The organism is Corynebacterium sp. HMSC072D12, from assembly GCF_001813925.1.
GTDB lineage: Bacteria > Actinomycetota > Actinomycetes > Mycobacteriales > Mycobacteriaceae > Corynebacterium > Corynebacterium aurimucosum.
Genome location: NZ_KV814407.1, coordinates 15,904 through 32,696 on the forward strand (window position 1 = coordinate 15,904; position 16,793 = coordinate 32,696).

At 60.1% G+C, this 16,793-nt stretch carries 19 protein-coding genes, 1 tRNA gene and 1 pseudogene; 17 read left to right on the forward strand and 4 right to left on the reverse strand.

Annotated elements, in window-relative coordinates; genetic code table 11:
• Positions 1-49 precede the first annotated feature (49 nt).
• From clpS to rdgB, 8 genes are all read left to right on the forward strand, one after another.
• Positions 50-385, forward strand: a complete 336-nt coding sequence (clpS, locus tag HMPREF2943_RS07130) for an ATP-dependent Clp protease adapter ClpS (RefSeq protein ID WP_012715272.1) — start codon at positions 50-52, stop codon at positions 383-385.
• 4 nt (positions 386-389) lie between these two features.
• The gene (locus tag HMPREF2943_RS07135; RefSeq protein ID WP_070711197.1) at positions 390-926 is read left to right on the forward strand and encodes a DUF2017 domain-containing protein; all 537 of its coding nucleotides are present in this window, start codon (positions 390-392) and stop codon (positions 924-926) included.
• Positions 927-948: 22 nt separating this feature from the next.
• Positions 949-1,893: a P1 family peptidase gene (locus tag HMPREF2943_RS07140; protein ID WP_070711198.1), complete on the forward strand. Its 945-nt coding sequence runs from the start codon at positions 949-951 to the stop codon at positions 1,891-1,893.
• Between the two features lie 13 nt (positions 1,894-1,906).
• Complete coding sequence (locus tag HMPREF2943_RS07145) at positions 1,907-2,629, forward strand: rhomboid family intramembrane serine protease (RefSeq protein WP_210399726.1); 723 nt, start codon at positions 1,907-1,909, stop codon at positions 2,627-2,629.
• Positions 2,629-3,405, forward strand: a complete 777-nt coding sequence (murI, locus tag HMPREF2943_RS07150; RefSeq protein ID WP_070711199.1) for a glutamate racemase — start codon at positions 2,629-2,631, stop codon at positions 3,403-3,405. The genes HMPREF2943_RS07145 and murI overlap by 1 nt, the downstream gene beginning before the upstream one ends.
• A 67-nt stretch (positions 3,406-3,472) precedes the next feature.
• On the forward strand, positions 3,473-4,240 hold the full coding sequence (locus HMPREF2943_RS07155) for an MBL fold metallo-hydrolase (RefSeq protein WP_070711200.1): 768 nt from the start codon (positions 3,473-3,475) through the stop codon (positions 4,238-4,240).
• A 22-nt stretch (positions 4,241-4,262) separates the two neighbouring features.
• A complete protein-coding gene (gene rph / locus HMPREF2943_RS07160) occupies positions 4,263-4,991 on the forward strand; it encodes a ribonuclease PH (RefSeq protein WP_070711201.1) in 729 nt (242 codons plus the stop codon).
• Positions 4,985-5,596 (forward strand): RdgB/HAM1 family non-canonical purine NTP pyrophosphatase, encoded by a 612-nt coding sequence (gene rdgB / locus HMPREF2943_RS07165; protein WP_070711202.1) that lies wholly within the window; start codon positions 4,985-4,987, stop codon positions 5,594-5,596. The genes rph and rdgB overlap by 7 nt, the downstream gene beginning before the upstream one ends.
• Positions 5,597-5,734: 138 nt before the next feature.
• Here rdgB and HMPREF2943_RS07170 read toward each other — a convergent pair.
• Positions 5,735-5,816: transfer RNA gene (locus tag HMPREF2943_RS07170), tRNA-Leu, on the reverse strand.
• 143 nt (positions 5,817-5,959) lie between these two features.
• On the opposite strand from HMPREF2943_RS07170, the gene HMPREF2943_RS07175 reads away from it, so the two are divergent.
• From HMPREF2943_RS07175 to HMPREF2943_RS07185, 3 genes are read left to right on the forward strand one after another with little or no spacing between them, the layout of a single operon-like run.
• Positions 5,960-6,355: a hypothetical protein gene (locus tag HMPREF2943_RS07175; protein WP_070645924.1), complete on the forward strand. Its 396-nt coding sequence runs from the start codon at positions 5,960-5,962 to the stop codon at positions 6,353-6,355.
• Complete coding sequence (locus HMPREF2943_RS07180; protein ID WP_070711203.1) at positions 6,355-6,711, forward strand: DUF3817 domain-containing protein; 357 nt, start codon at positions 6,355-6,357, stop codon at positions 6,709-6,711. The genes HMPREF2943_RS07175 and HMPREF2943_RS07180 overlap by 1 nt, the downstream gene beginning before the upstream one ends.
• Before the next feature lie 6 nt (positions 6,712-6,717).
• On the forward strand, positions 6,718-7,323 hold the full coding sequence (locus HMPREF2943_RS07185; RefSeq protein WP_070711204.1) for a hypothetical protein: 606 nt from the start codon (positions 6,718-6,720) through the stop codon (positions 7,321-7,323).
• Between the two features lie 40 nt (positions 7,324-7,363).
• On the opposite strand, the gene HMPREF2943_RS07190 is transcribed toward HMPREF2943_RS07185, so the two are convergent.
• Complete coding sequence (locus tag HMPREF2943_RS07190) at positions 7,364-9,286, reverse strand: solute carrier family 23 protein (protein ID WP_070711205.1); 1,923 nt, start codon at positions 9,284-9,286, stop codon at positions 7,364-7,366.
• Between the two features lie 355 nt (positions 9,287-9,641).
• Here HMPREF2943_RS07190 and pflB point away from each other — a divergent pair, with 355 nt between their 5' ends.
• From pflB to HMPREF2943_RS07215, 5 genes are all read left to right on the forward strand, one after another.
• Complete coding sequence (gene pflB, locus HMPREF2943_RS07195; protein WP_253287080.1) at positions 9,642-11,753, forward strand: formate C-acetyltransferase; 2,112 nt, start codon at positions 9,642-9,644, stop codon at positions 11,751-11,753.
• 35 nt (positions 11,754-11,788) lie between these two features.
• Entirely contained in the window at positions 11,789-12,040 is a 252-nt protein-coding gene (grcA2, locus tag HMPREF2943_RS12700) for an autonomous glycyl radical cofactor GrcA2 (RefSeq protein ID WP_039676708.1), read from the forward strand.
• Positions 12,041-12,910, forward strand: a complete 870-nt coding sequence (gene pflA / locus HMPREF2943_RS07205; RefSeq protein ID WP_070443392.1) for a pyruvate formate-lyase-activating protein — start codon at positions 12,041-12,043, stop codon at positions 12,908-12,910.
• Between the two features lie 4 nt (positions 12,911-12,914).
• Positions 12,915-14,165: an alpha/beta fold hydrolase gene (locus HMPREF2943_RS07210; RefSeq protein ID WP_070711207.1), complete on the forward strand. Its 1,251-nt coding sequence runs from the start codon at positions 12,915-12,917 to the stop codon at positions 14,163-14,165.
• 106 nt (positions 14,166-14,271) lie between these two features.
• A complete protein-coding gene (locus tag HMPREF2943_RS07215) occupies positions 14,272-15,471 on the forward strand; it encodes an SPFH domain-containing protein (RefSeq protein WP_070711208.1) in 1,200 nt (399 codons plus the stop codon).
• Positions 15,472-15,531: 60 nt separating this feature from the next.
• Here HMPREF2943_RS07215 and HMPREF2943_RS12205 read toward each other — a convergent pair.
• Both HMPREF2943_RS12205 and HMPREF2943_RS07225 read right to left on the reverse strand, forming a co-directional pair.
• Positions 15,532-15,687 (reverse strand): annotated as a pseudogene (locus tag HMPREF2943_RS12205) (ABC transporter permease subunit); the annotation flags it as partial.
• A 127-nt stretch (positions 15,688-15,814) separates the two neighbouring features.
• The gene (locus tag HMPREF2943_RS07225) at positions 15,815-16,582 is read right to left on the reverse strand and encodes an HNH endonuclease family protein (RefSeq protein ID WP_070443400.1); all 768 of its coding nucleotides are present in this window, start codon (positions 16,580-16,582) and stop codon (positions 15,815-15,817) included.
• 37 nt (positions 16,583-16,619) lie between these two features.
• On the opposite strand from HMPREF2943_RS07225, the gene HMPREF2943_RS12505 reads away from it, so the two are divergent.
• Positions 16,620-16,790, forward strand: coding sequence for a hypothetical protein (locus tag HMPREF2943_RS12505; RefSeq protein WP_168163690.1), 171 nt, complete (start codon positions 16,620-16,622; stop codon positions 16,788-16,790).
• The last annotated feature ends 3 nt before the right edge of the window (positions 16,791-16,793 follow it).

The following is a 16,793-nucleotide window of genomic DNA, read 5'->3' on the forward strand; positions in this document are numbered from 1 at the left end:
GACAGTATAACCGCTCGCTACCGGAAAAAATTTGGCTAGGGTAGAGGACATGAAAGCGCACAAAGAAACGTCCGCGGGTGTGGTTATGAGTTCGCCCATGGCCACCCCGGAGCTGGATGAAGCGATTGAGGTCGACGTCGCCACGAGCGAAAACCTACCGTGGATGTGCATTGTTTGGGATGACCCAGTCAACCTAATGAGCTATGTTTCCTACGTGTTCCAGACTGTGCTGGGCTATGACAAAAAGCGCGCCAACGAGCTGATGATGCAAGTCCATACCGAAGGTAAGGCGGCAGTCTCCTCGGGTGAACGCGACAAAGTCGAAGCCGATGTGAAGAAACTGCAAGTCGCCGGCCTGTGGGCCACGATGCAGCAGGCAGGATAAGAGTATGCAGGCTTGGAAAAAGAAAAAGTCCTTCATGCGTGGCGCGAAATACACGACTATTTTCGAGCCCATGGAGCGCGAAGTTTTAGGTGATCTCACCGCAACCGTCTCCGAGGCCATCATTGCCCGCGCACAATCGGCCCCCAAGGATGAGCTGGCGGACATGCTCGACATGCCCACTGGCCACACCGAAGCACCGGAGGATCCATCGCTGGCTCGCCTTTTCCCCGACTTCAAAAAGGCAGGGGATGAAGAGTTCGACGGCGATAATTCACTGCTGCGCTCGCTGCACGAGAATGACATCGCGCGCGCCAAGCTGGAAAACCTCCAAGTGATTAACACCGCGCTGGGGCCCACCGGCGGGGTAGAGGTGGCTATCAGCGAGGAAGAAGCACATGCCTTCCTCGCCGGGCTCAATGACCTGCGCCTCTTCATCGCCACCGGGGACGTGCCGGAGGATACCCCTGGAGCGGACCGCGATACGCTCGTGGAATGGCTGGCGTTCTGTCAGGATTCGCTGCTCAACGTCATCATGGATTAGCACCGTGCAGACTCTCCCCGACATGGGCTTTTCTGTCGGTCACGTCACGCGTGAGGACACCGGCGTCACCGTCGTTTACTGCGGTGAACAAGGAGCCGTGGCTGGCGTCGATGTGCGCGGCGGAGGCCCCGGCACCCGCGAGACGGATCTGCTGGAACCGCACAACACGGTTGAGCGCGTTCATGCTCTTGTCCTTGCAGGCGGTTCGGCCTTTGGGCTGGCAGCAGCGGATGGTGTCATGCGCGGGCTTGAGGAAGCGGGAATTGGTTTCCCCGTCTTTGGGGAGGAGATCCCCGGCCCCCGCGTGCCCATCGTGCCAGGCGCGGTCATTTTTGATCTGCTCGCCGGCCCACAGCGCCCCACGGCGGAGGATGGTCAGGCGGCTCTACGCGCCGCGTTGGCAGGGCACGACGCTACGAGCGGCAGCGTGGGCGCAGGCACCGGCGCCTGCGCAGGCAAGATCAGAGGTGGGGTGGGGACCGTGCTTATCGATGTCTCCCCGTTCACCGTCGCCGCGGTTGTTGTAGCCAACCCGGTGGGGCAGGTGATTGATGCTGAGACTGGGCGTTTGTTTGGCGCACCGGACGCGCCGGCCGTCGACGCTAAGCGGTTTGCCGCGGCCCGCAGCCTGGCTGAATCTTTCGCAGAGGCTTCTCAACTAAACACCACCATTGGCGCGGTGTTGACCGACGCCCCGTTAACCAAGGCCCAAGTAAAACGTCTTGCTTTAGCGGGCCACGACGGCATTGCCCGGGCGGTTCGCCCGGCGCATTCCCCACTGGATGGAGATACGCTTTTTGCCGCTGCCTCCGGAACACAACCCGCGGAGCAGGGGATCGGTGCTGCGGAGTTGGCGTCGTTAAGCGCCGCCGCTGCCGACGCAGTGGAGGCAGCCATCGTCGATGCCGTGGTGAGCGCAATCCCGGGGCTGGGATTGGAGGCGTATTCCTCGCTGCGCGCTTGCTAAAGTTGGAGTCATTATGACGACGAGTGGACCTTTTGGCCAGCAGCATTCGTATGAGCCCAACCCCTTCCAGCCCCGCCCGGCAGCCCCCGTGGCGGGGCAGCAGCCTGTTCTCAACACGGGGGATTCGAAGAATTACACTCGGGCCGGACGCCTGAAGACGGCAGCGTCTTTAACGGTGGGATTCCTAGTCGTTGAGTGGGTTATCCACATCATCAACTTCCTGTTTTTTGGCAGCGAGCTGGGTCAATACGGCATACGCCCACTGGACTTTAATGGCATCTGGGGGATTTTCACCGCTCCGCTACTCCACGCGAACTTTGAGCACCTCATCGGAAATTCACTGCCCGGTGCCGTCTTTTGTTTCCTGATCGGCCTCTCAGGCCGCAAGGCATGGTGGGAAGTTACCATCATCGTGGTACTCATCGCTGGCATCGGCACCTGGCTGTTGGGCGGGCCGGGGACCTCGCATATTGGTGCCTCGGGCATGGTGTATGGCTGGCTGGCCTACCTCATCGTTCGGGGAATCTTCAACCGTTCCCTGGGTCAATTTCTCGTCGGCGTGGGGTTGGGCTTTGCCTATTCCGGTCTCATCTGGGGCGTGTTGCCTATCTATGAAGGAGTCAGCTGGCAGGGGCACCTTTTCGGTGCCATCGGTGGCATCGTCGCGGGAATGGTGATCACCTCCGATGACCCGATTAAAAAGGTTAAGCCCGTGCCCGAAGGAGTAACGCGCTAATGCCTGATGCAACATCTCCCATCGGGATTTTTGACTCGGGCGTGGGTGGCTTGACCGTTGCGCGCACCATCATCGAGCAGCTTCCCGACGAATCCATTATCTACATCGGCGATACCGCCCATGCGCCCTATGGCCCGCGCTCCATCGCCCAAGTGCGTGAGCTGTCCACCGCGATTGCCGATGAGCTCGTGGAGCGCGGCTGCAAGATGCTGGTGATTGCCTGCAACACCGCGACGGCCGCCTTTTTGCACGACGCCCGGGAGCGCTATGACATTCCGGTCGTGGAGGTTATCCGTCCGGCTGTACGCCGTGCCATCGCCACCACCCGCAACGGAAAAATTGGCGTGATCGGCACGGAGGGCACCATCAATTCAGGTGCTTACCAAGATCTTTTTGCCGTCAATCCGAATGTCGAATGCGAGGCGGTGGCCTGTCCTGATTTCGTGAATTTTGTCGAGCGCGGCATTACGGCTGGGCGCCAGATCCTTGGCGTGGCGGAGGGCTACCTGGCGCCGTTGCAATCGGCGGGCGTCGATACGCTCGTTCTTGGCTGCACACACTATCCGCTGCTCACGGGCGTCATCCAGCTCGCTATTGGGGATAACGTCACCTTGGTGTCCTCGGCGGAGGAGACTGCGAAGGATGTCCTGCGCATCCTCACCAACACAGACATGCTGGCCCCAGTAGGGCAGGTACCCACACGTAGTTTCGAGTCCACTGGCGACCACGCCACCTTCGAGCGTTTAGCCGCGCGCTTCCTGGGGCCCAAGATTTAGAGCGGGTGAGGATGTACAATCGACCCAAATCCCGCATCCCCCATTGTTTCGTGGAACTATTGAACGCATGAAGCTGACCATCCTAGGCTGTTCCGGCTCGGTGCCCACTGTGGGTAATCCGGCCTCTGGCTATCTCTTGTCTTTCCCCTCTGCTCCGTCCATCATCATGGATTTGGGCCCGGGTACGCTTGCACGCCTGCAGGAACTCCAGGATCCGTGCGATGCACACGTGGCGTTAACTCATCTTCATGCCGATCACTGCTTGGACTTTCCGTCTTTGATGGTGTGGCGGCGCTTCCACCCCACAGCACCCGCAGCGTCCCGCAATTTCTGCCTCGGGCCCAGTACTACCGAAACCCACCTGGGCCGCTTGTCCTCTGATGCTCCGGACGGGGTGGATGACATGAGCGATACGTTTGCGTTCAGCCCCTGGGTGGACCGCGAGCGCCAGCTTGTTGACGATGTCTATATCACCCCCTTCCGCACAGTTCACCCGGTCGAGACATACGCCTTGCGGGTCGAACACACTAAAACCGGTGCAACCTTGTGCTATTCAGCTGATTCGGCTTATACGCCCGCGCTCGTCGAGGCTGCCCAGGGCGTGGATGTTTTCCTCTGTGAGGCCGCATGGGGCGAGACCTCGGAGGACAAGGCCCCGGATATGCATATGTCGGGGGCAGAAGCCGGGCGCTTGGCGCGTGAGGCGGGCGTGAAGAAGCTGGTGCTCGTGCACCTCCAGCCTTGGGGTGATGCTGCCGCCACTTATGCCGCAGCTGCCCGTGAGTTCGACGGTGAGATCGTCGTCGGTGCCGCCGGTATGGAGCTCGACTTTTAGCACGCGCGGTAGGGTAGGAGGCATGACTGATTTCACTCGTGCCGATGGTCGCGCGCTCGACCAACTCCGTAGCGTCCGCATTACCCGCAACTTCACCACCAATCCGGCTGGGTCGGTCTTGGTGGAGTTCGGCAACACCCGAGTTATGTGCACGGCTTCCGTGGAATTTGGGGTGCCGCGCTTTAAGAAGGATTCCGGCGAGGGCTGGTTGACAGCCGAGTACGCGATGTTGCCTTCGGCCACCCACGATCGCATGCCGCGCGAGTCGATGAAGGGCAAGGTCAAGGGCCGCACCCACGAGATTTCCCGGCTGGTGGGGCGTAGCCTGCGCGCAGCGGTTGATCTCTCCGAACTGGGGGAGAACACCATCCAGCTGGATTGCGATGTGCTGCAAGCAGACGGCGGCACACGCACGGCGTCGATTACCGGCGCGTATGTGGCGCTGGCTGATGCGATTGCTTACCTCAAGGAGGAGGGCGTCGTCCCGGGCGAGCCGCTGCTGGATCCTATTGCCGCTGTTTCCGTCGGCATCGTCGACGGTCACGTGTGCCTCGACCTGCCCTATGAAGAGGACTCCCGCGCGGAGGTTGATCTCAACGTGGTGATGCAGGAGGGCGGAGACTTCGTCGAGATTCAGGGAACCGGTGAGCACGGCCTGTTCGGCCGCGCGGAGCTTAACGACATGTTGGACGTGGCCCAGGCAGGTTGCGCCCAGCTTATCGACGCTCAAAAGGCGGCCCTCGGATGGTAAAACTCCTCGTCGCTTCGAATAATGCCAAGAAGCTCAAGGAGCTGGAGAAGATTCTCGCTGATGCCGGCATCGCGGGCATCGAACTGCTCCCACTGTCCGCAGTGGAAACCTACCCGGAGCCTGTGGAAGACGGCCGCACCTTTGCCGATAACGCGCTGATCAAGGCGCGCGCCGGGGTACAGCACACCGGATTGGCCACGATCGCGGATGATTCTGGCCTCGCGGTGGAAGAACTCAACGGCATGCCGGGTGTGCTCTCCGCTCGGTGGTCGGGCGGCCACGGAGACGATGAAGCGAATAACCAGCTGCTGCTAGGACAGATGTCCCATGTACCCGCTGAACGTCGCGCGGCTGCCTTCGTGTCGGTCTGCGCGCTGGTGACCCCGGATGGGCAGGAACACGTGGTGGAGGGCCGCTGGCCAGGCGCCTTGCTCACCGCCCCACAGGGCGAAAATGGCTTTGGTTACGATCCCCTCTTCCAGCCCGAAGGCGAATCCCGCTCTGCCGCGGAGATGTCCCCGGAGGAGAAGAACGCTGTCTCGCACCGCGGCCGCGCGCTGGCGCAGCTGCGTGAACCCCTAGCGGCGCTTGCCGGCCAAGCCTAAGCATCCGCCGGGCCATGACCGCAAGCCCCGGCAACAGCCAAGCCGTGACCGCAATCCCGGTATCCGCGAGCTGGGCTGGCTTGCCGAGCGCTGTGACGACAAGACCCCGCACGGAAACCGCGCGGGGGTCTGACTATGTGCGCCCGGTGAGACTTGAACTCACACGTCATAAGACACTAGAACCTAAATCTAGCGCGTCTGCCAATTCCGCCACGGGCGCGGATTTAGTTGCTGCGGAGCACTCTTGACTCTGCGCAACGTTCACTAGCCTACAGGGCAGCAGCCCATAGACGGAAATCCACTTTTCCGGGCGTGGTGGGTAGGCTGTTGAGAGTGAGCACCAACCCAGCACCGAAAAAGCGGATGAAGGTTCGATGGTGGCACATCGTCCTCATCGTGATCTTTGTCGTGCTCTTTTTATTCCTTGCTTATTGGCAATGGACGCGGTTCCGCTCCGGTTCGGGAACCTTCCAGAACTTGGGATACGCCTTCCAATGGCCGCTGTTCGCGGTATTTGTTGTTTACGCTTACCGCACTGCCATACGCTACGAGAATGAGCGAATTGATGCCGAGAACGAAGCACTCGAGCGGGGAGAAGAGCCAGCCCAGTATGAGGCAGAGAGCGTGCGCGCGGCCAAGGAGCACACCGCGACTAAAATCGACGAAGATTTCCTACCGTCTCGCCCACAGATTGATGTGGACACCTTTAACGCTATGAACAAGCAGCGCCGCCGTCGCGGCACTGAAGAGGAGTATTAATGAGCAACTCAGTCAACAACGCTGTCCATCCTGACCGCCAGGCGCGTATCCGTGGCCCGCTGAAGTTCTTTTCCATTGCCGCCACTATCACCGGTATTTTTCTTCTCATTCTTGTTGCGCGCATGATTCTGCAATACGGCGTGGGGATGGAGATGCCATCCTGGGCCACGCTCATCGCCCAAGCACACGGCGTGGCCTACATGGTCTACCTCGTGTCCATCCTGGTCCTCGGTCCGCGTGCCATGTGGCCGGTAAGCAAGCTTTTCACCACGGCGCTTGCCGGCGTTGTTCCATTCCTGTCCTTCTGGATGGAGCACAAGCGCCGCACTGAAGTTATTCAGCAGTTCCAGCTGTAGGTAGGTATGACGAGCCGCAAACTGAGCACCACACTTATCGCGATTGTGGTGCTTCTTTCACTCGCTTGCGCTGGCTTGGGTGTGTATGCCGTACGCCAGCCGAACGAGATTTATAGCGCCCCAGTTCAGTCCACTAATACTCAGGTGGTCAACGCAGTCGAACGTGAAGAGCAAGTGGTCTTGCTCAGCCTGGGCATCCAGGGGCTGGCGGAGAAATCCTCTGTCGGCGAAGTATTTGGTGTACGCGTCCCGTGGACCGACCGCACCCAATTTGTGCAGTATTCCTACAAAGCCAAGCTCGGTATCGAAGGCAAGGATGTGCGCGTCACTGAGACCGGCGAGCATGCCTACACGGTCCATATCCCGGACTTCATTTTTATCGGGCATACCGATGAAGAGTTTAAGACCGCAGTGGAAGATAACGGCGTGCTCAGCTGGACCACCCAGCCACTCGACGCCGCCTCGACAGTGTCAGATGTCCTCAGCGCCGATAAGAAGCGCAAGGACATCAACGACAACCGCGAGCTCCTGCAGGACCAAGCCCGCCGTTTCTACGAGGGCATCATCCGTGGCGTTGACCCCGAGGCCCAGGTCACCATGGAGTTCAGCTAATCCTCACTCTGAGTGCCCTCTTTCGTGGAATGAACTACGTTCATTCCACCTCCGTGAACTTGCGGTCCCAATAAGCCCGCACCGGGTTAGCGTCCGCAAGGAGGATATCGAAGCGGTCATTGGCAATCTCGATGATTTCGCTCAAGACCACGCGCTGTTCCAGCTCATCCGAGTTGGACAAGCGGCGCACGCCCGCATCGATGACACGATCGGCCGAGTCATTGGTGTCTAGGTACGCCACAAATGGCATGTCGAAGCGTTCGCGGTAGGCCTGTGAGACGTCGATAAGCTGCTGTGTCTGAACGTCGTCGAGGTCATCCAGAGCCAAGGAACCGCGGTCAGCAGAGATAGTGGCGGCGGTGTCGGAATCGGCAAGCAGTAGCTCATCCATCGCGGGGTAGTCGTGGATCAGGGCACGGCGCTGCTCGCCGGGGGCAGTGAGGACCGTGACCTGGATTGCTTCGCGCAGCTGGCTGACATCCTGGAAGGGGCGCAGCTCCCAGGCAGCTTCGAGCGGCCAGGTTTCGTTGTTGAAGAGCGGGCGCAGCGCACTGACGAAGCTGTCGCGGTTCATGTCGTTGAGCTCCTTGAGCGAGACGCCGGCGCCGTCGAGACGGCTGACATCATCGCCAGACTGCGAGCCGACGTGGAAGAAGAGCAAGTTGAGCAAAATCGCCGTGATAGCGCCGATGGACATTCCGGAGGAGACAAAGATCTGCGCCCACTCCGGGAAGGCGGTGGCCACGTCCGGCTTGAAGGTAACGAGCATGGCCAGTCCCAGCGCGGTGGTAACGATGGCGGCGTTGCGGCCATCAGTAATGTCTTCCTTCGCAATGGTCTGCAGGCCCGCCCACGCAACGTTGGCAAACAATGCGAGGGAGGCGCCGCCGAGCACCGGGGAGGGAATAGCCGCCACAACAGCTGCGGCCTTGGGCAGCAGGCCCAGAATGATCATGAAGCCCGCTGCGGACACGGCTACCCAGCGGGATTTCACACCAGTCAGGCGAACCAAGCCGACGTTCTGCGCGAAGCAGGTGTAGGGGAAGGAGTTCATCACGCCACCAAGGGTGGTGGAGAGACCATCGGCGCGAATGGCGCGCACCACGTCATCGCGCTTGATGCGCTTCTTCACAATCTCACCGGTGGCGAAGACATCGCCGGTGGTTTCCACCATGGTGATGATCATGACGATGATGAGGGAAAGAATCGCCATGATGTCGAACTTCGGCATACCGAAGTAGAAAGGTGTTGTCATACCGATGGCATCGGCTTCACGCACGCCGTCAAAGGACGTATCGCCCAGTGCGAAGGCCACGCCAGTACCGATGACCAAACCAAGCAGCACAGACAGAGTACCCAGGAAGCCGCGGAAGAAACGCTGCACGATGATAATGATGGTGAGCGTGCCGAAACCATAGAGCAGATCGCGTGCGGCCGGAACCCCGTCCGCGTAATTGACAAAGTCATTTGCTGAGACCGCCAGCAGCGACGTGCCCATCACCAGAAGCACGGTGCCGGTGACAATTGGGGGGAAGTACTTGAGCACGCGTCCAAAGACCGGCGCAGCAAAGAAAGTAAAGATACCGGCAGCAATAATCGCGCCATAAATCGTCGGCAGCGGCTGGTCGCCAGCGCTCATGCCGATGGCAATGATCGGGCTTACCGCCGTGGTGGTCACACCCTGGATGATGGGAAGGCGGACACCGATGTGCTTGCCGACGCCCACCGCCTGGATCAACGTCGCCAGACCACAGGTCAACAGGTCTGCATTGATGAGGTGAATCGTGGTGGCCTCATCGAGGCCCAAGGAACCAGCGATAAGCAGTGGCACGATGACCGCGCCGGCATAGAAAGCGAGAACGTGCTGGAGTCCGAGTGCCGCCAGCTTGGGCGCCGGCGGGACCACATCAACGGGGTGGGTTGGGACAGTGGCAGGGCTAGCGGTAGCGGCGGTGTGAGACACGCAAAGAGCTCCTTGCTGAAGGGCGAGATGAGGATACTGCGCATAACAATAGAGTGCGGCGCGGACAGGCACCAAGAACTCGCCCGAAAGGTGTGGGAAAGGCCACGTCAGGGGGTGATTTACCCCCGCATCCAACCGTACGGCCGTTACCTATGAGAGAGCTGACCTGTGTGGTGCTAAAACCAGCCCGTTCGGTGGCGCGGGGCACGCATGTGCCGATGTGAGGTTATGCGTTTGTCCCCCTACTATGGGCTACAGAGAGGGGTTCGGTGACGATACGTGTTGACCGAATTGCCCGTGAGCCGAAGTCACCTACAACCCTTCTGCGACTAAGTGTTTACGCGTCGTGTGAACTATGAAGGGAGTCAATATAGTGACCACCGCAACGGAACAGTCTGTGCAGTTCGAGGCATGGAAGGGCTTTGAGCCCGGCCCGTGGACTGAGAACATTGACGTTCGTGATTTTATCCAGCGCAACTACACCCCTTATGACGGGGACTCTTCCTTCCTCGCTGGGCCCACCGAGAAGACGCAGCGCGTGTGGGAGCATTTGGAGAAGAACTATCTTTCCGTCGAGCGCCAGAAGCGCATCTTCGATGTGGATACCCACACCCCGAGCGATATCGATGCTTTCCCGGCTGGGTATATCTCCGAGGATGATGACGTCATCGTCGGTCTGCAGACGGATACTCCGCTCAAGCGCGCCATGATGCCCAATGGTGGATGGCGCATGGTCAAGCAGGCCATTAAGGAAGCCGGCAAGGAAACCGATCCGGAGATCGAGAAGATCTTCACGCGTTACCGCAAGACCCACAACGATGCGGTCTTCGATATCTATACCCCGCGCATCCGCGCAGCGCGTTCCTCCCACATCATCACCGGCCTGCCGGATGCTTATGGCCGCGGCCGCATCATCGGTGACTACCGCCGCGTGGCTCTCTATGGCGTGGACTACCTCATCGCCGAGAAGGAAGCATCCAAGAGCGCGGTGGGAGACCTCGGTTTCTCCGAGCACTGGGCCCGCTACCGTGAGGAGCACGCCGAGCAGATCAAGGCCCTGAAGAAGCTCAAGATCATGGCTGAGTCTTATGGCTTCGATATCTCGAAGCCGGCGAAGACTGCCCACGAAGCAGTGCAGTGGACTTACTTTGGCTACTTGGCCTCCATCAAGTCCCAAGACGGTGCAGCGATGTCCATCGGCCGCCTTTCCGCCTTCTTCGACTGCTACTTTGAGCGTGATTTCGCCGCAGGCATCCTCACTGAGGAAGATGCCCAAGAGATCATCGACCAGCTGGTTCTCAAACTGCGCATCGTGCGCTTCCTGCGTACCGAGGACTATGACCAGATCTTCTCCGGCGACCCGTACTGGGCAACCTGGACCGATGCTGGTTTCGGTACGGATGGCCGCCACCAGGTCACCAAGACCTCCTTCCGCCTGCTGCAGACCCTGATTAATCTGGGCCCATCACCGGAGCCGAACATCACCATCTTCTGGGATCCGCAGCTGCCGGCGGGCTACAAGGAATTCTGCGCCCACATCTCGATTGAGACCTCCTCCATCCAGTACGAGTCCGATAAGCAGATTCGTGACCAGTGGGGCGATGACGCCGCGATTGCGTGCTGCGTGTCCCCGATGGCCGTCGGCAAGCAAATGCAGTTCTTCGGTGCCCGCGTGAACGCCGCCAAGGCCCTGCTTTACGCCATCAACGGCGGTCGCGACGAGGTCAGCGGCAAGCAGGTTGTGGATGGCTACGAGCCTATCCAGGGTGATGGCCCGCTCGACTTTGACGAGGTCTGGCAGAAGTACGAGGAGATGCTGGACTGGGTCGTCGGCACCTACGTTGAGGCCCTGAACATCATCCACTACTGCCACGACAAGTACGCTTACGAGTCCATTGAGATGGCGCTGCACGATTCCGATATCGTGCGCTCCATGGGCTGCGGTATCGCCGGCCTGTCCATCGTGGCTGACTCGCTTTCCGCCATTAAGTACGCCAAGGTCTACCCGGTGCGCGATGAGACCGGCCTCATCGTGGACTACAAGACGGAAGGTGACTTCCCCTTCTACGGCAACGATGATGACCGCGCCGATGATATCGCCGCCACCATCGTCCACACCGTCATGGCGAAGATTAAGGCCATCCCGATGTACCGCAACGCCATTCCGACCCAGTCGGTGCTGACCATTACCTCCAACGTGGTCTACGGCAAGGCAACTGGTTCCTTCCCGTCCGGCCACGAGGCAGGTACCCCGTTCGCCCCAGGCGCTAACCCGGAGAACGGCGCGGATAACCACGGCATGGTTGCCTCCATGCTGTCGGTGGGCAAGTTGGACTACAAGGATGCCCTCGATGGCATCTCACTGACCAACACCATCACCCCATCCGGATTGGGCCGCACCCCGGAGGAGCGCATCACCAACCTGGTGGGCGTCCTCGATGCCGGCTTCATCATGGATTCCGAATAGACCACTTCCACACCACTTCCCAAGGAGAACACATCATGGCAACCCCAACTTTTGACGAGCGCCTCGCCACCATGAAGGCCAACCGCACCGCCAACAACATGGACTCGGGCCTCTACCACGCCAACATCAACGTCCTGGACAAGTCCACCTTGGAGGACGCCGTTGAGCACCCGGAGAAGTACCCGAACCTCACGGTCCGTGTTTCCGGCTACGCGGTGAACTTTGTGAAGCTCACACGCGAGCAGCAGCTGGACGTTATCTCCCGCACCTTCCACCAGGGTTCCTAAATGGCAGATGGCATTACCGGCGTCGTGCGTCTTTCTCCTGAAGAAGGGGAGAAGGTGCGCGGCGCCGCCGCCGGTTTAGGAACGGACAACGACCTCGACGGTTTTACCCGCTCGGAGCTGATGCAGGCTCGCCGCTCCGGTGATGTCGCGCTCGTGCATTCTTGGGAGCTGGTTACGGCTGTTGATGGCCCCGGAACCCGCATGACCATGTTCATGTCGGGCTGCCCGTTGCGCTGCCAGTATTGCCACAACCCTGACACCATGGAGATGAAGGTTGGCACCTTGGAGCGCATCGAGGATGTGGTCAAGCGCGTCAAGCGCTATAAGCCCGTCTTCAAGGCTTCAGGAGGTGGTCTGACTTTGTCGGGTGGCGAGGCGCTGTTCCAAATCGCCTTCACCCGGCGCCTGCTCAAAGAGGTCCATGACGCCGGTATTCATACGACGATTGACACGTCGGGATACCTCGGCGCGCGCCTGCGCGATGAGGACATGGACAACATCGACCTGGTTCTCTTGGACGTCAAGTCTGGTGACGAAGAGACCTACAAGGAAGTCACTCGCCGCGAGTTGCAACCCACGATCGACTTCGGTGACCGTCTCAATGAGATGGGCAAGCCGGTGTGGATTCGCTTCGTGGTCGTCCCTGGCCTGACAGACTCCCCAGAAAACGTCGCTAACGTTGTCAAGATTGTCTCCCGCTGGAAGAGCAACGTCGAGCGCGTCGAGGTCCTGCCTTTCCACAACATGGGCGCGGACAAGTGGCGCGAGTTGGGCTATCCCTACACTCTCGAGGACACCAAGCCGCCGAAACCGGAAGATGTTGAATCTATCCGCGATGCGTTCCGCGAGGAGGGTTTCGTGGTCTACTAGAAGCATGAAACGCTTCGGCCACACCATCAAGGAACACACCATCACCGTCCCCTGGGACTATGACAATCCCGCCGCGGGGGAGTTCGAGCTCTACGCCCGGGAAATCATCCCGCCCGGCGGTGAGAATTACCCAGCGCTGCTCTATAACCAGGGCGGGCCGGGTTTTCCCGCGCCAAGGCCGACGGGTGCTTCCGGACTCATCGGGAAGGGCTTGGAGCGCTACCGCTGGATCCTCATGGACCAGCGCGGCACGGGTCGCAGCCACCGCATTGATGAGCTGAGTCCTGCCGAGGACCGCACCGCACAGCGCTTGGCCCAACTGCGCCAGGAAAACATCGTGCGCGATGCCGAACACCTGCGTGCGCACCTGGGGGAGGAGTCCTGGGATCTCTTCGGCCAATCCTTCGGCGGCTTCATCATCACCGCCTATGCCTCGATGTTCCCTGATTCCATTGGGCGTGCCTTCCTTACAGGTGGCCTGCCCACCCTGACCAAAGGTGCAGATGATCTCTACCGCACGACTTTTGCCAAGCTCAAGGTGCGTCACGAGCGTTTCTATGCCCAGTTCCCGTGGGCTAAAGCGCGCGTCGAGGAAATCCTCCACCACCTAGACAACTCGGAGGAGCTACTTCCGACAGGGGAGCGCCTGTCTGCGCGCCGCTTCCGCACTATCGGAATTGAGTTGGGGCGCGGCACTGGCTTCGATTCTTTGGGCTACCTGCTGGAGGAACCTTTCCGCACCGTGGGTGGGGAGAAGCGCTTGCGTTCGGACTTCCTCAACGACGTCGGAAGCCGCGTGAGCTTCCAGGCTGGCCCGCTGTACGCGGCCATCCATGAATCTATCTACGGTGGCGTCGGCGGCCAGGCCGTCACCGGCTGGGCTGCGCACCGCATGCGTGAGGAGTTCCCCGAGTTCGCCGAGGATGGTACCTATCTCACTGGTGAGCACATCTTCCCCTGGCAGTTCGATGAGGATCCGGCGCTGCGCCCCTTCAAGCAGGCCGCCGAGGAGCTCGCCGCCCACGAGTGGGCAAGCTCTCCGTATGACGCCGCTGCGCTTGCCGCCGCACCCGTTACCGCCTCCGCCGCCATCTACTTGGACGATATCTTCGTGCCCTTCGAAGACTCCCTGGCTACAGGAGAGACCTACCGCGACTTGCGCCCAGTGGTGACCAACCGCTTCCAGCACAACGGTATTAGTGAGGACGGCGCGGGGATTTTGGGCGAGCTCTTCCGCGCGGCTGATGAGCGATAAGAGTGCTCCGAGAGCTCTCGGGGAATGTTCTTTCTCGAGATGTGGTGGTGGTCACCGTATGGCACACTGGTTAGGAAAACCTTAACCGAGCAGAAAGGATAAGCCTATGGCCGGTCTCATCGTCATTGGCGTGATTCTCCTCATTATTATTGCCACTGCCTTCGACGGTTTCTTCATCGTCCGGACGAAGGAGGCCGCCATCATTGAGCGGATGGGTAAGTTCGTGAGCGTTGCTCACGCGGGCTTGCACTTCAAGGTGCCTTATGTCGACCGCGTGCGCGCCAAGATTAGCCTGCAGATCCGTCAGCTCGATGTCATGGTGGAAACCAAGACCAAGGACAACGTCTTCGTCCAGATCCCCGTTGCCGTGCAGTACGAGGTAGTTCAGGGCAGCGAGCGTCAGGCTTTCTACACCTTGTCCAACCACGAGCAGCAGATCGTGGCCTATGTGCAGGACAACGTCCGTTCCTCCGTGGCGAACATGAACTTGGATGATTCTTTCTCTTCCAAGGACACCATCGCCCGCAACGTAGCGATGTCCCTGCGCGATAACATGGCCGCCTACGGCTGGAACTTCGTTAACACCCTCGTTACCGATATTCGCCCGGATGCCCGCGTGCGCGAGTCCATGAACTCTATTAACGCCGCACAGCGTGAGCGCGAGGCTGCCGTGGCGCAGGCAGAAGCTGAGAAGATCCGTGTGGTCAAGGAAGCCGAAGGTGCGGCCGAGGCCAAGAAGCTGCAGGGCCGCGGTGTGGCTGACCAGCGTAAGGAAATCGTCGAAGGTATTGCCCAGCAGTACGAGTTGCTGCGTGCTGCCGGTGTGCAGGAGAACCCCGAGACCCTCATGCTGGTCTCCCAGTACCTTGACGCCATGGTGGACGTGGCCGACCGCGCCCACACCAATGTGCTGTACATGCCGTCTAACCCGGGCGGCATGCAGGATCTCTTCGGCGGTATGCGCGATACGCTGCTGTCCACTAACGCTATTAACGAAGCCCCGAAGCCGAAGATGCCGGCCGGCGAAGCAAAGCACAGCCGCGAGGATGCCGCCACGGAGCGTCGCCGTCGTGAGGAACAGGAGCGCCGCGAGCGGGATGAGCGTGCCCGCCGCGATGCTGAGATGATGGAGCAGGCGCAGCGCGCACAGCAACAAGCACAGGAGCACGTACAGAACGCACAGCAGGGCCAGGGCTTTGGTCAGTTCTCAGGTTTCCCGGCCCCGCCGCAGGGCAATAACCAGCCGCAGAGCGCGCGCGACTACTTTGATCAGTTGCGCAATCAGCTCAACAAGGGCAATAACTAAGCACATTCAAAACCACATGAAGAGGGCCTTTCCGCAGCTTGGGAAGGCTCTCTTTTCGTTGCCCTTCCACGCGAAGATGGTCAACATCATGATGGCGCCGGTGAAGATGTCGGGAACGGAGAAAGCAACGGAGGTCGCAACCGGAATGATGGAAGTGCGCAGGGCGTGCTTGCGAATGGCTTGGGAACGGGTCAGGCCCTTTGCCCGTGCAGTGCGCCCCGGAATTCCGATCGTGGAAAACTAAGCTCCAGCGTTAGGTGCGGATGAATATTATGCGCATAATTTCGGGGGTAGCCGGAACGCACCCGCAACGCTTAAAACACATTAAGGGGGATAGAAATACTCAGCAGGCGTGCAGCAGCCGACTGAGTGCATCCTTTTCTGCCTCCGTAACCCAGATTCCATAGGTCGCTTTTACCTCGACGATGCGGCGCGCATATTCACAGCGAAAACCTTTGTTAGGCGGCAGCCACGTGGCGGCATCACCAGCGCCTTTCTGCTGGTTGAGAGGACCGTCGACGGCAAGGAGGTTGCGTGGATCATTGGCAAAGTTGCGGCGCTTCTCCGGTGACCATTGCTGGGCGCCTTTCTGCCAGGCGTCGGCCAGCGCCACAACGTGATCGATCTGCACCGCGCGTGAGGTCTGCGCCCCGCGCTGAAACTCAATGTCCTGGCCCGAATAAGGGTCGTGCAAAACCCCGGACAGCGCCACACAGTCGTGGGTGCCTTCCTTGAGCACGAGGCTTTCCGGATCCAGATCCCTGCGGAGGATGTCGTTGCGGGTATCGCAGCCGTTGTGTCCGAAGTCCACCGTCACATCATCGGACCACGCTTGGCCGAATTCCTCACGCTCATAACCGGTCATGGGAGCGCGGCCTTTGACCTCCAAGGAATTCAAGGCGGCGAGTGTTTCGGCGATCTCCGGCGCGGGAGCGGCCTCTTCGGACTGTTCTTCTGTAGGTCCCTCCTGGACCGGCGCCGCTGCCGTTGTGGCGCTGGGCTGCTCGAATGGGGGATCGGCTGGGGCGGGAAGGAAAAGGCCCACAGCCACCAGTGCGGCTATCGCGGCGTTAAGCAGTGCGGCGATGAAGAACGGGGTACGAGTGGCCATGACGTAGTGATCCTAGTGGGTAGAATCGGCACACGGTATGAGTATCGATATGTTCTTTGACGAGTACCTTGCTGAACGCGGCTTGCAGCGCTCGGCCGAGGTTGTCCCAGACCACGCCTGCCAGGTCTTTTCTGATATTCCTGAGTCGAAGACCCAGTCTTCCCTCGATGAGGCCGCGCAGCTTGTCGCTCGCGCTTTGGGGGAGTAGTGA

Coding starts and splice junctions, on each gene's coding strand:
- HMPREF2943_RS07215 (WP_070711208.1), top strand. CDS start 14,272: ATGGCCGGTCTCATCGTCATTGGCGTGATTCTCCTCATTATTATTGCC.
- pflB (WP_253287080.1), top strand. CDS start 9,642: ATGAAGGGAGTCAATATAGTGACCACCGCAACGGAACAGTCTGTGCAG.
- HMPREF2943_RS07210 (WP_070711207.1), top strand. CDS start 12,915: ATGAAACGCTTCGGCCACACCATCAAGGAACACACCATCACCGTCCCC.
- HMPREF2943_RS07145 (WP_210399726.1), top strand. CDS start 1,907: ATGACGACGAGTGGACCTTTTGGCCAGCAGCATTCGTATGAGCCCAAC.
- HMPREF2943_RS07185 (WP_070711204.1), top strand. CDS start 6,718: ATGACGAGCCGCAAACTGAGCACCACACTTATCGCGATTGTGGTGCTT.
- HMPREF2943_RS07180 (WP_070711203.1), top strand. CDS start 6,355: ATGAGCAACTCAGTCAACAACGCTGTCCATCCTGACCGCCAGGCGCGT.
- HMPREF2943_RS07175 (WP_070645924.1), top strand. CDS start 5,960: ATGAAGGTTCGATGGTGGCACATCGTCCTCATCGTGATCTTTGTCGTG.
- HMPREF2943_RS12505 (WP_168163690.1), top strand. CDS start 16,620: ATGAGTATCGATATGTTCTTTGACGAGTACCTTGCTGAACGCGGCTTG.
- HMPREF2943_RS07140 (WP_070711198.1), top strand. CDS start 949: ATGGGCTTTTCTGTCGGTCACGTCACGCGTGAGGACACCGGCGTCACC.
- HMPREF2943_RS07155 (WP_070711200.1), top strand. CDS start 3,473: ATGAAGCTGACCATCCTAGGCTGTTCCGGCTCGGTGCCCACTGTGGGT.
- rdgB (WP_070711202.1), top strand. CDS start 4,985: ATGGTAAAACTCCTCGTCGCTTCGAATAATGCCAAGAAGCTCAAGGAG.
- rph (WP_070711201.1), top strand. CDS start 4,263: ATGACTGATTTCACTCGTGCCGATGGTCGCGCGCTCGACCAACTCCGT.
- murI (WP_070711199.1), top strand. CDS start 2,629: ATGCCTGATGCAACATCTCCCATCGGGATTTTTGACTCGGGCGTGGGT.
- pflA (WP_070443392.1), top strand. CDS start 12,041: ATGGCAGATGGCATTACCGGCGTCGTGCGTCTTTCTCCTGAAGAAGGG.
- grcA2 (WP_039676708.1), top strand. CDS start 11,789: ATGGCAACCCCAACTTTTGACGAGCGCCTCGCCACCATGAAGGCCAAC.
- clpS (WP_012715272.1), top strand. CDS start 50: ATGAAAGCGCACAAAGAAACGTCCGCGGGTGTGGTTATGAGTTCGCCC.
- HMPREF2943_RS07225 (WP_070443400.1), bottom strand. CDS start 16,582: ATGGCCACTCGTACCCCGTTCTTCATCGCCGCACTGCTTAACGCCGCG.
- HMPREF2943_RS07135 (WP_070711197.1), top strand. CDS start 390: ATGCAGGCTTGGAAAAAGAAAAAGTCCTTCATGCGTGGCGCGAAATAC.